This is a genomic window from Cobetia sp. SIMBA_158 (assembly GCF_046566945.1).
Lineage (GTDB): Bacteria > Pseudomonadota > Gammaproteobacteria > Pseudomonadales > Halomonadaceae > Cobetia > Cobetia amphilecti.
This window is the reverse complement of sequence record NZ_JAWJYL010000001.1, coordinates 25,049-37,656: the sequence shown is the minus strand read 5'-3', so window position 1 is coordinate 37,656 and position 12,608 is coordinate 25,049. Positions and strand designations below refer to the sequence as shown.

9 protein-coding genes are annotated in these 12,608 nt (G+C 62.1%); 2 read left to right on the top strand and 7 right to left on the bottom strand.

Going from position 1 to position 12,608, the window contains the following annotated elements:
• Positions 1–84: 84 nt before the first annotated feature.
• Genes R2R70_RS00155 through R2R70_RS00145 form a run of 3 tightly spaced genes read right to left on the bottom strand, consistent with a single transcriptional unit; the run spans position 85 to position 3,889 of the window.
• Positions 85–1,581, bottom strand: a complete 1,497-nt coding sequence (locus tag R2R70_RS00155; RefSeq protein WP_410976927.1) for an aldehyde dehydrogenase — start codon at positions 1,579–1,581, stop codon at positions 85–87.
• A 2-nt stretch (positions 1,582–1,583) separates the two neighbouring features.
• Positions 1,584–3,098 (bottom strand): aspartate aminotransferase family protein, encoded by a 1,515-nt coding sequence (locus R2R70_RS00150; RefSeq protein ID WP_410976926.1) that lies wholly within the window; start codon positions 3,096–3,098, stop codon positions 1,584–1,586.
• Positions 3,099–3,100: 2 nt separating this feature from the next.
• A complete protein-coding gene (locus R2R70_RS00145) occupies positions 3,101–3,889 on the bottom strand; it encodes a gamma-glutamyl-gamma-aminobutyrate hydrolase family protein (RefSeq protein WP_410976925.1) in 789 nt (262 codons plus the stop codon).
• A 260-nt stretch (positions 3,890–4,149) separates the two neighbouring features.
• On the opposite strand from R2R70_RS00145, the gene R2R70_RS00140 reads away from it, so the two are divergent.
• Together R2R70_RS00140 and R2R70_RS00135 are read left to right on the top strand one after the other, a co-directional pair.
• Positions 4,150–5,526: a glutamine synthetase family protein gene (locus R2R70_RS00140; protein ID WP_153635161.1), complete on the top strand. Its 1,377-nt coding sequence runs from the start codon at positions 4,150–4,152 to the stop codon at positions 5,524–5,526.
• A gap of 229 nt (positions 5,527–5,755) precedes the next feature.
• A complete protein-coding gene (locus R2R70_RS00135) occupies positions 5,756–7,255 on the top strand; it encodes a Na+/H+ antiporter NhaC family protein (protein WP_410976924.1) in 1,500 nt (499 codons plus the stop codon).
• 160 nt (positions 7,256–7,415) lie between these two features.
• On the opposite strand, the gene R2R70_RS00130 is transcribed toward R2R70_RS00135, so the two are convergent.
• The 4 genes from R2R70_RS00130 to R2R70_RS00115 form a co-directional block, all read right to left on the bottom strand.
• Positions 7,416–8,708, bottom strand: coding sequence for an NAD(P)/FAD-dependent oxidoreductase (locus R2R70_RS00130; RefSeq protein ID WP_410976923.1), 1,293 nt, complete (start codon positions 8,706–8,708; stop codon positions 7,416–7,418).
• Positions 8,709–8,917: 209 nt separating this feature from the next.
• Positions 8,918–10,300, bottom strand: coding sequence for a glutamine synthetase family protein (locus R2R70_RS00125; protein ID WP_052384404.1), 1,383 nt, complete (start codon positions 10,298–10,300; stop codon positions 8,918–8,920).
• Positions 10,301–10,373: 73 nt separating this feature from the next.
• Complete coding sequence (locus R2R70_RS00120; protein ID WP_410976922.1) at positions 10,374–11,438, bottom strand: ABC transporter substrate-binding protein; 1,065 nt, start codon at positions 11,436–11,438, stop codon at positions 10,374–10,376.
• 69 nt (positions 11,439–11,507) lie between these two features.
• Positions 11,508–12,572: an ABC transporter substrate-binding protein gene (locus R2R70_RS00115; protein WP_410976921.1), complete on the bottom strand. Its 1,065-nt coding sequence runs from the start codon at positions 12,570–12,572 to the stop codon at positions 11,508–11,510.
• Positions 12,573–12,608: the final 36 nt, after the last annotated feature.

Genomic DNA, 12,608 nt, shown 5'->3' with positions numbered 1-12,608 from the left:
TCGCGTGGCCTCTTCGTTCTCCGCAAGCCCCTGAGTTCACGGAGACCTACACAGCTCATTCATTTCAGTTCAGCGCATTCCAATTCAGCTCAGCTCGATCCAGACACTCTTGAGCTGGGTGTATTCCGCCAGCGAGTGATGTGACTTGTCACGGCCGTTGCCGGACTGCTTCACCCCACCGAAGGGCATGGTCTGATCGCCCCCCGCCCAGTTGTTGACGAAGACCTGACCGGATTCGAGACGATGCGTCACGCGCATGATGCGATCGATGTCCTGACTCCACACCCCTGCCGCCAGCCCGAAATCACTGTCATTGGCCAACGCCAGCGCCTCGTCTTCGGTCTCGAAGCCGAACACGGACAGCACCGGGCCGAAGATTTCCTCGCAGCCGATCGCCATCTTTGGTGTGACGCCATCGAAGACCACCGGACGAATGAAGAGTCCGGGCCCTTCGACCTCCTCACCGCCGGCGCGCAGTGCCGCGCCCTCCTCGACACCCTGGCGGATATAGCCCATCACGCGCTCATATTGGGTACTGTCGACCATCGCGCCCATGAAGCTTGCCGGGTCCAGCGGGTCGCCCGGCTGCATGCGCTCGGCAGCCGCGACCACCTTGGCGACGAAGGCATCACGGATCGAGTTCTCCACCAGCAGACGTGAACCCGCGATGCAGACCTCACCCTGGTTGTAGAAGATGGCGGCAGCGGCACTTTCGGCGACGCGATCCAGATTGGCGCAATCGGCGAAGACGATGTTGGGGCTCTTGCCGCCACACTCCAGGAACACCCGCTTCAGATTCGACTGCCCGGCATACTGCATCAATTGCTTGCCGACGGCGGTGGAGCCGGTGAAGGCCAGGCATTCGACGTCCATCGACAGCGCCAGTGCACGCCCGACGGTATGCCCGAAGCCCGGCAGCACCTGGAAGACGCCGCTCGGGATACCGGCCTCACGCGCCAGCTGCGCCAGACGCAGCGCCGACAGCGGTGACTTCTCCGACGGTTTGAGGATGACGCTGTTGCCCGCCGCCAGCGCCGGGGCGATCTTCCACGCCGTCATCATCAGCGGGAAGTTCCACGGCACGATGGAGGCCACCACGCCCAGCGGTTCGCGCAGCACCATGCCCAGCGCCTGCTGACCGGTCGGGGCGACCTCACCGTAAAGCTTGTCGATGGACTCGGCCTGGTGGCGGATCGAGCCGATCGCCCCGGCCATGTCGTTCAGCGCGCTGGTGACCGGCTTGCCCATGTCGAGGCTATCCAGCAACGCCAGCTCATCCTGATGGGCTTCCATCAGCTCGGCGAGTCTGAGCAACACCTGTTTGCGCCGGGTCGGGGCCATGCGCGACCAGACACCGCTCTTGAAGGCGGCACGCGCATGACGAATGGCGATCTCGGCATCGGCGCTGTCACAGCTGGCGACCATCGCCAGCCGCTCACCGGTGGCCGGGTTGAGGCTCTCGAAGGTCTCGCCGCTGACCGCCGGCACGAATTCGTCATTGATGAAGGCATTGCCTTGCAACTGCGGGGTCAGGCGAGCGGCCAGCGCCTGCCATTCGGCCAATGTCTGAGGACGGCTCATGATCAGGATTCCGAGGTCAGGGAAGAGGAAGGTTCAGAGGATGGAGTAGAGGAGAGTGAAGAAGACAGCGAGGACGAGGGCGAAGTGGCCTTCAGCGCTGCGGAAGAGCAAGTGGCGGCGTGACTCGCCAGCTGGCGCGCCGTTTCATCCAGTGCCGCGCGCGCCAGACTGACCAGCGCATCGATCTGCTCATGCGTGATCACCAGCGGCGGCGAGATGATCATGGTGTCACCCACCGAGCGCATCACCAGCCCCGTCTCGAAACAGATATCACGACACAGGTTGCCGACGGCCTGGGAAGAATCGAAACGCGCGCCACTGGCCTTGTCGGCCACCAGCTCCAGCGCCCCCATCAGGCCAAGCGAACGCGCCTCGCCGACCAGCGGGTGGTCTGCAAGCGTGGCCCAGCGACTGGCGAGATACGGCCCCAGGTCGTCACGCACCCGGGTGACGATATCCTCGCGCTGCATGATCTCGAGGGTCTTGAGCGCCACGGCGGCACACACCGGGTGTCCGGAATAGGTGAAGCCATGGAAGAACTCGCCGCCCTCTTCGATCAGCGTATCGGCGACCCTGTCGCCGACCAGCACACCGCCGATCGGCAGGTAACCGGAGGACAACCCCTTGGCGATGGGCATCAGATCGGGCTTCAGGTCGTAATGCTGACTGCCGAACCATTCACCGAGGCGACCGAAGCCGCAGATGACCTCATCCACCACCAGCAGGATGTCATATTTCGCCAGCACGGCCTTGATGGCAGGCCAGTAGCTGTCAGGCGGCATGATCGCACCGCCGGCACCCTGCACGGGCTCCGCCAGGAAGGCGGCCACATTGTCCGGGCCCAGTTCCTGAATGCGCGCATCCAGCGCCTCGGCACACAGTCGCCCGAAATCGTCTCGGCTATGTGTTTCAGATTCCGGGCTTTCACTCCCCTTTCCACGACCTTCCGCGAACCAGTAAGGCTGGCGGATATGCGTGATGCCGGGCACACAGGGGCCGCCCTGGGCATGCATCGGTGCCATGCCGCCCAGGCTCATGCCCGCGACGGTCGAGCCGTGATAGCCATTCTCGCGCGCGATGATCCACTGCTTTTCCGGCTTGCCCTTGAGCGCCCAGAACCGCCGAACCATGCGCAGCATGCTGTCGTTGGCTTCAGAGCCGGAGCCGGTGAAGAAGACATGATTGATATGCACCGGCGCGAGACGACACAGCTCGGCCGCCAGCTCGATCGCCGGCGGGTGGGCGGTCTTGAAGAAGGTGTTGTAGTACGGCAGCTGCGTCATCTGCTGGCTGGCCGCCGCGACCAGTTCCGGCTGGTCATAGCCGAGGTTCACGCACCACAGCCCCGCCATGCCATCGAGAATCCGCTGGCCATCGGCGTCATGGATATAGACGCCGCTGGCACCGGTGATGATACGACTGCCCTGCTCGCCCAGCTGCTTGAAGTCGGTGAAGGGGTGCAGGTGGTGGCGCGCATCCAGCGCCTTCAGGCGTTCGCCAGCGTCATTCATTGCCATCTTCACGCCTCCTCGCGAGTCGGGTGACAGGTCGGCAAGGTGCCACCCTCGGTCTTGTCACGACAGGCCGCGGCAAAGCCTTCCAGAATCGCCTGATACAAGGCGTGCTCACGCGGCTTCCATTCCGGGTGCCACTGCACCGCCAGCGTGAAGGACGCCGCACCACTGACCGAGACCGCCTCGATTAGCCCATCCGGGGCAACCGCTTCGATATCCAGGCCCTCACCAAGACGGGCGACCCCCTGCTGATGCAAGGAATTGACCTGCGCCTCGGGCGCGGCGTAAAGCCCTGCCAGCACTCCGCCGGGCGGGATGCTGATGGCATGCGATGGCGCGAACTGCGCCTCGAGATCGCCCTTGGGCTCACGATGATCCATCAGGCCTGCCACCTTCTGCACCGCCTGGTGCAAGCTGCCGCCGAAGGCAACGTTCAGCTCCTGAAACCCGCGGCAGATCCCCAGCAGCGGCAGTCGCAACTCAAGCGCCAGCGGCACCCAGCAGAGCACCGCAGCGTCGCGGGCCGGGTCTTCATAGGTGTTCTCCGGCGCGCTGGTCTCGCCGTAGCGTGAGGGGTGCATGTTGGAATAGCTGCCAGTCAGCAGCAGACCATCCAGGCGTGCCAGCAGGGCGCTGGCGGCGTCGGGCTCGACATCCTCCCAGACCGGAATGACCACCGGATCCAGTCCGAATTCACGCAGGGCGCTGACGTACTTGTCGGTCACCATATGCGCCGGATGACCTTCTACGGTGCGACGGCAGGCAATGACGCCCACCAGGGGACGAGGTGGCATGGGATCTCCTTTGAGGCGAACAAGCAAGCCTTGGATGATTGGTATGTTTTAATCAACATAGACTGAACGCCTTTCCTTGCCAACCCGACGAAACGACGATTTCACAAAAATCCATACAACACACTGTTTAAAAAGAATTTATCCCCATAACACCAAAGCCATCCAGCCACGAAAACCGTCAAGTTTTGTAAAATATTTGACAACAATGGCCATGATGGCGATATATAAACCACAACATCCCATGCCCACAGGTGATATCCATGTACAGCCTCCCCGTCGATGAGGCCAGAGAATTTCTGGACCGTCATCCGGAAATCGAGAACATCGATCTGCTGATCAGTGACATCAGCGGCATCCAGCGCGGCAAGCGAATCCCGCGCGAGAATCTGGAAAAGGCCTATGAGAATGGCATCAACCTGCCAGGCTCCGTCTTCGCACTGGATATCGCCGGCAACACCATCGAGGAAACCGGGCTGGGGCTCAGCAGCGGCGACAGTGATCAGGTCTGCCGCCCCATCCCCGGCACCTTGATGGCAGCCCCCTGGCTGCGCAACGGCAAGCAGGGGCAGCTGCTGATGAACATGCGTGATGACAAGGATGGCCCCTTCTTTGCCGACCCGCGCAATCAGCTGCAGAAACAGGTCGATATTCTTGCCGACATGGGCCTGACGGCGGTCGTCGCGCTGGAACTGGAGTTCTATCTGGTCGATCGCGAGCGCGATGACCTGGGCATGGTGCAGCCGCCGTGCTCCCCGCTGACGGGCGAGCGCGCCAGCGAAAGCCAGCTCTATTCCATCGGCGAGCTGGATGAGTACGCCGACTTCCTTGACGAGATCCAGACTGCCGCGCGCATCCAACAGCTGCCGCTGGATACCGCGCTCAAGGAATGTGCGCCGGGCCAGTTCGAGATCAACCTGATCCATCTCGACGATGTCATGAAGGCCTGTGACAGCGCTGTCCTGCTCAAGCGTCTGATCAAGGGCGTCGCCCTGCGCCACGGCTTCGATGCCACCTTCATGGCCAAGCCGTATGGCGACGAGGCCGGCAACGGCATGCATGCACACATGAGCCTGGTGGACCAGCACGGCAACAATGTCTTCGCCGCGCAGGACGAGAATCCGCTGGGCACCGAGACCCTGCGTCACGCCATCGGCGGCCTGTTGGAACTGATGCCCGCCTCGATGGCGCTGTTTGCGCCCAACCTGAATTCCTATCGCCGCTTCCAGCAGGGCCTGTACGTGCCGATGGCACCGACCTGGGGCTTCGACAATCGCTCGGTCGCCATCCGTATCCCCTCCGGCCCCAACGAGGCACGTCGTCTCGAGCACCGTGTCGCCGGGGCCGACGTCAATCCCTACCTGCTGCTGGCCACCTTGCTGGCCTCGGTGATCCACGGCATCACGCATCAGGTCTCGCCGGGCGAGCCGGTCACCGGCAATGCCTATGACCAGTTCGAGCCGAGCCTGACCAACAGCTGGCCCGAGGCACTGACGCTGCTGGAGGAGAGTGAAGCACTGGCCCACGCCTTCAGCGAGCGCTTCCTGAACGTCTTCATTGCTGGCCGTCGCGCGGAGCGTGAAGCGGCCATGCAGATCATCAGCCGTCTGGAATACGACTGGTACCTGCGCAACATCTGATCCACACCGACCCCTCCACCAACTCCAGGGCTCAGGACATGACAATCATAAAAACCGTCGCTGCCCGCGACTTCGTTGGTCACTCACTGCATGGCCACGGCTTTGCAGACCGGCTCCCCGCAGAGCGCTGCTGCGCTGACCAACTCAGTGCCGACCAACTCAGTACCGACCAAGTCAGTACCGAGCAAGTCAGCACCGAGCACTTCCTCGCTGCATGGGAGGCCCGGGCATGAATCAGGTCTCTCCCGTCCCCCCAGCGTCCCCACACCCCTTCGCTCCCTCCGTCAGCGCCCGTGGCAAGGGGCGCAGCATTGCCATGTTCGGCGTCATCCTGGCACTGGTGCTGGGCATCACCTTTACCCATGAGGCCGGCACGCCGTTCGGCTGGATCAGCCTCGTGCCATCGCTGATCGTGCTGGTGGTCGCCATCGCGACCCATCGCACCCTGGAAGCCCTGGCCATCGGCGCGCTCGCGGGTCTGCTGATACTGCAGCCTGACGACTACATCGGAGAGCTGGCCGATATCTCGCTGGGCGTGATGATGAACGAGACCATCGCCTGGCTGATTCTGGTCTGTGGGCTGATGGGCGGCTTCATCGCCATGATGGAGAAGTCCGGCTGCACGCTGAGTTTCAGCAACATGATCGGTCGCCTGCTCAAGACACGCCGTCAGTCGCTGATCGGCACCGTGATTCTCGGCATCCTCATCTTCATCGATGACTATCTGAATGCCCTGGCGACGCCGGCGGCGATGAAACGCCTGACGGACCGCTTCGGGGTCTCGCGTGAGAAGCTGGCCTATATCGTCGACTCGACTGCCGCCCCCATCTGCATTCTGGTGCCCCTCTCGACCTGGGCGGTGTACTTCTCCCAACTGCTCGAGGAAGGCGGTGCCACCGAAAGCGGCATGTCGCTCTATATCCAGGCGATTCCCTACATGCTGTATGGCTGGATCGCGATGGCGCTGGCCATGCTGGTCGCCATTGGCCTGATGCCGGACATCGGCCCGATGAAGGCCGCCGAGCGACGCGCCAAGGCCGGCCAGCCGATTCCTGACGGCGCCCCGGAGCCCCTGCCGGAAGCAGAAGCGCCGCAGTCCAGCCCTTGGATCGGTCTGATGAACTTCGTGCTGCCAATGGCCGTGCTGATCGGCGCAAGCGCCTGGTTCGAGATCGACCTGCTCAAGGGCGTGATCGTCGCTACGCTGTTCACCATCCTGCTGTATCTCGCCCAGCGTCTGGTGTCGTTTTCCTCGCTGATGGACGCGGTGATGGACGGCTTTCGCACCATGATGCTGCCCCTGGCCATCGTGGCGGTCGGGTTCGTGCTGCGCGAGGTCAATGACCAGCTCGGCATGACCACCTTCATGATCGAGAGCCTGACACCCTACCTGACTCCGGCGATCCTGCCGGCCATCGTGTTCGTCAGCATGGCCGTCGTGGTCTTCGCGACCGGCTCCTCCTGGGGCGTGTTCGTGATCTCGATCCCGATCGTGATTCCCATCGCGCTGCACATGGAGGCCTCGTTGCCGCTGATCGTCGGTGCCCTGCTGTCAGCCTCCAGCTTCGGTAGCCACGCCTGCTTCTTCTCGGACTCCTCGGTATTGTCCTCACAGGGTTGCGGGGTCCAGCCGATGCAGCATGCGCTGACGCAACTGCCCTACACCTTGATCGGCGCGCTGGTCACGACGCTGGGCTTCCTGCTGATGGGGTTCTGGATCGCCGGCTGACCCAGCGCTCACGCCATGAATCGGCAAGACATGCACTGCGCCCCGCCTTCACAGGCGGGGCGCAGTGCGTTTCGGGCCAGGTCAGGCGTACTTTCCAGCCCATGAAAAAGCCGCCTCCCGATAAGGAAGGCGGCTTGGGGCATTCTGGAGAACAGGCTGATCAGATACCGAGCTTGTCGCGGGTCTGGTAGTACCAGGCGCCCACGGCAGACAGCGGCACCCGCAGCATGCGGCCACCGGGGAACGGCAGGTGCGGCAGGCCGGCGAAGGCATCGAAGCGGCCATCACGGCCGGTCATCACCTCACTGATCAAGCGCCCTGCCAGATGGCTGCAGGTCACGCCATGCCCGGAATAGCCCTGGGCGTAGTAGACGTTGTCATTGAGCACGCCGAACTGAGGCAGACGATTGAGCGTCATCAGGAAGGTACCGCTCCAGGCGTAGTCGATCTTGACGTTGGCCAGTTGCGGGAAGGCCTTGAGCATCTTGGGGCGAATCAAGGCTTCGATATTGCTGGAGTCTTCGACGCCATAGTTGACGCCGCCACCGAAGATGAGCCGGTTGTCACGGGTCAGGCGGTAGTAGTCCAGCAGGTAGTTGCAGTCTTCCACCGCCATGTTGTTGGGCAGCAGACTACGCGCCACATCCTCCGCCAGCGGTTCGGTGGTGATGATCTGGGTACCACAGGGCATCGACTTGCCTTCAAGCTCCGGCAGCACGCCATTGAGGTAGGCGTTGCCCGCCATCACGACGCGGTCGGCCCGCAGGGTGCCGCCAGCCGTCTTGAGCACGACGGGGCTGCCATGCTCGAGACTCAGCAGCGGGCTGTGCTCGAAGATCACGCCGCCCAGCGACTCGAAGGCTGCGGCTTCGCCCAATACCAGATTGAGCGGATGGATGTGGCCACCGGAGTGATCGACCAGCGCGCCCGTATAGCCTTCGGCACTCACTTCACGCTTGTAGGCATCGCCTTCCAGCAATTCGAGGCTGGTGTTGCCATAGCGCTCCCACAGCGCCTTGTGCTCCTTGAGCCCCTTGAGCTGACGCGCATTGCAGGCGGCAAACAGATTGCCTTCGCGCAGGTCACAATCGATGCCATAACCGGCGATACGCTCACGAATGATGCGGTTGCCTTCAAAGGCCATGTCGCCCAGCGAACGCGCCGTCTGGGCACCGAAACGCTCCTCGATCACATCCATGTCGCGGCTGTAGCTGTTGACGATCTGCCCGCCATTGCGACCGGATGCGCCGTAACCCACGCGGGCGGCCTCCAGCACCATCACCTTGAGGCCCTGCTCGGCCAGGTGCAGCGCCGCCGAGATGCCGGTAAAGCCAGCCCCGACGACGCAGACATCACAGCTGACATCTCCCGCTAGCGGGGGCCGTTCGGGCGCGGCATTGGCTGAGGCGGCATACCAGGAGGCAGCATGTTCCAGGGGCAGAGAGGCACTCATGACAATTTCCTTGTGGTTATTTTAATCAACATCAAAGTACGATATCACGGATCATTGAGCCAATCACGTCGACTTTGACATGCAATAATCACCACAAGCAGCATCCTGCCAACACAGAGTGCCCCACCTGAAACGCCGAGAGGCCGTGACGACTGTCACGACCTCTCGGCTCCCTCATGGGCTTGCCCCGCAGGGTGAGACATACAGTGCTAGACACGCAGCAGCAGGTGCTCCCGCTCCCACGAGCTGATGACCTGGAAGTACTCACGATGCTCGGCGCGCTTGACGGCCAGATAGCTCTTCACGAAGCGCTCGCCGAGAATATCCGCCAACGGCTTGCAGGAGTGCAGCGCATTCAGTGCAGGCCCGATATCGTCCGGCAAGGAATTACCGCCCTCCCAGGCAGAGCCCACGGCCGGCGGACGCGGCTCGATCTGCGCCATCATGCCCAGATAACCACAGGCCAGCGAGGCAGCCATCACCAGATAGGGATTGGCGTCGGCGCCGGCCAGACGGTTCTCGACCCGCGTCCCCTCGGCATCTGACACCGGCACCCGCAAACCGACGGTGCGGTTGTCAAAACCCCATTCGACGTTGATCGGCGCGGAGCCACTGGTCTCGCTGCGCATCAGGCGGCGATAGGAATTGACGTTGGGCGCGAAGAACGGCATCGCGGACGGCATGTAGGTCTGCAAGCCGCCGATGAAGTTGCGAAACAGGGTGCTGGCCCGCCCTTCATCATCCGCGAACAGGTTCCTGCCGGTCGCGACATCCACCAGGCTCTGATGGATATGCATCGAGCTGCCCGGCTGATAGGCCATCGGCTTGGCCATGAAGGTACCGTACATACCGTGGCGCAATGCCGTCTCGCGTAGCGTGCGCTTGAACATCACGACCTGATCGGCCAGCGCCAGCGGGTCACCATGCTCGAAATTGACTTCCATCTGCCCGGCACCCTCTTCATGGATCAGGGTATCGAGATCCAGCCCCATGGCCTCGCAGTAGTCATACATCTCCTCGAAGAGCGGATCGAACTCATTGACCGCATCGATGGAATAGGACTGACGGCTGCTCTCCTGACGACCGCTGCGCCCGATGGGCGGCTCCAGCGGATAGTCGGAGTCCTTGTTGGTCTTGACGAGATAGAACTCGGCTTCGGGGGCCACTACCGGCTTCCAGCCGCGTGCGGCATACAGTGCCAGCACTCGCTTGAGCACATAGCGCGGCGACAGCTCCACCGGATCACCATTGAGGTAATAGCAGTCATGGATGATCTGCGCGGTGGGGTCTTCCGCCCACGGCACCAGATAGACGGCACTGGTATCCGGGATCAGCTGCATGTCCTGCTCGGCCGGATTCCAGAAGCGGCTGTCTTCATCATCCGGATACCCGCCGGTGACGGTCTGGATGAAGATGGAGTCCGGCAGGCGCGGTCGCCCACCATTGAGGTACTTGCGTGCCGGCATGATCTTGCCCTTGAGAATGCCGGTCAGGTCGGTGACCAGACATTCCACCTCGGTGATGCCATGTGCCGTGAACCATTCCTGCAGCACGGCTTCGTCGTCTTCGCGACCAGTGGGTTCGTACTTCATGACACCTTCCTTGAACGCTACAGGACAGGCCACGCGCTCGGCAGCCTGCTTCGATAGACCCGATTGCCAGCGCTCAGCGCGCCTTCACCTCGGACCACAGCTGCTGGAAGATCTGCAGCTGCTCGCCGGAGAGACTCGGTGAAAAACGCAGTCGCGCCATGTCCTCTTCGGAGGGCTGAATCGGTGGCTGAGTCAGCACCTCATCCAGATACGGCTCTGCCGCGGCATTGGGGCTGGCGTAGTAGTTGTAGTTGGAGAGCTGCGCGCCGACCCGGGCATCGAGAATGAAGTTGATGAAGGCATTCGCCAGCTCCGGGTGTGGCGCCCTGGCGGGAATCATCATCGAATCCACCCACTTCTCGGTGCCCTCATCGGGGATGATGAACTTGATGTCAGCGAAGGACTCCGGATTTTCCTCACGATAGAACAGGTAGTCGCCATTGAAGGACAGCCCGGCATGCGTGACCTTGCGCGCCAACTGCTGAAGTGCGGGCGTGCCGTCGGAGAAGCCACTGAAATTGCCGCGATGCTTGGTCTCGATCAGCAACCTGGCGGCCTCGCGCCAGTCGTCGAGATCCGTGCAGTCATAGCCATGGCCGAGATAGGCGCAGGCGATGCCCATGCTGACCTGACCACCGGTCATCAAGCCGAACGGCCAGGCATCATTGACGGTCGGATCAAACACCATCGACCAGCTCTTGGGCGCTTCCTTGAAAGTGCTGGCGTTGTAGACAAGCCCGGTGACACCCCACTGATAGGGCGCGGCATAGTCGAGCCCCTCCCCCAGCACCGGATCACGGAACTGCTCGGCGAGATTGGCCAGATTCGGCACCTTGTCCTTGTCGAGCTTCTGCACCAGGCCCATCTCGATCAGGCGCGGTACGTAGTAGCTGGAGGGCACGATGATGTCGTACTGGGAGACACCCCCGGCATTCAACTTGGCGACCATTTCCGGCTGCGAGTTGTAGTAGTTCTCGACCACCTCGACGCCGAACTTCTCCTCGAAGGTGGTGATGATTTCCGGGTCCATGTACTGGGTCCAGTTGAAGAGATACAGCTTCCTGTCTTCGGCCTGGACGCCACCGGCCAGCAACAGGCTGGCGATGGCCGCAGCGAAACGCAGCGTGTCAGTTGTCATCGTGATGCTCCATGCGTGGCTTCGACTCAGACATCAATCAGAGCTCCTTCGGTTCAGAGCTCCCTCGGTTCAGCGCGACTGCACCTCAGACCACAGTTGCTGAAATACCTGCAGTTGCTGGCCGGAGAGACTCGGTGAGAAACGCAGGCGCGCCATGTCATCCTCAGAGGGCTGAATCGGTGGCTGAGTCAGTACCTCATCCAGATACGGTGCCGCGGCGGCGTTGGGGCTGGCGTAGTAGTTGTAGTTGGAGAGCTGCGCGCCGACCTTGGCATCCAGAATGAAGTTGATGAAGGCGTTCGCCAGCTCCGGGTGCGGTGCCTTGGCCGGAATCATCATCGAATCCACCCACTTCTCGGCACCTTCGTCAGGAATGACGAACTTGATGTCAGCGAAGGACTCCGGGTTTTCCTCCAGATAGAACAGGTAGTCGCCGTTGTAGGACAACGCGCCATGGGTGACCTTGCGCGCCAGCTGCTGAAGCGCCGGCGTGCCATCGGAGAAGCCGCTGAAGTTGTCGCGGTGCTTGGTCTCGATCAGTAGCCTGGCGGCTTCGCGCCAGTCATCCAGGTCGGTGCAGTCGTAGCCGTGCCCCAGATAGGCACAGGCAGACCCCATGCTGACCTGACCATCGCCCATCAGGCTGAAGGGGTAATCGACATTGACGGCGGGATCAAACAGCAAGGACCAGCTCTTGGGCGCCTCTTTGAAGGTGCTGGCGTTGTAGACCAGTCCCGTCACGCCCCACTGATAGGGAGCGGTATATTCGGCGCCCGGATCGAAATTCGGGTCACTGAACTGCTCGGCGACATTGGCCAGGTTCGGGACCTTGGCCTTGTCGATCTTCTGCACCAGGCCGGTTTCGATCAGACGCGGCACGTAATAGTTGGACGGCACGATGATGTCGTACTGGGAGACGCCGCCCGCGTTGAGCTTGGCCAGCATTTCCGGTAGCGAGTTGTAGTAGTTCTCGACTACCTCGACGCCGAACTTCTCCTCGAAGGCGGTGATGATTTCCGGATCCATGTACTGGGTCCAGTTGAAGAGATACAGCTTCTTGTCTTCGGCCTGGACGGCACCTGCCAGCAGCAGACTGCCGATGGCGACAGCGAAACGCAGCGTGTTGTTTGTCATTGTGATGCTCCGCTCAACGTGCTTGAGAAATGATGG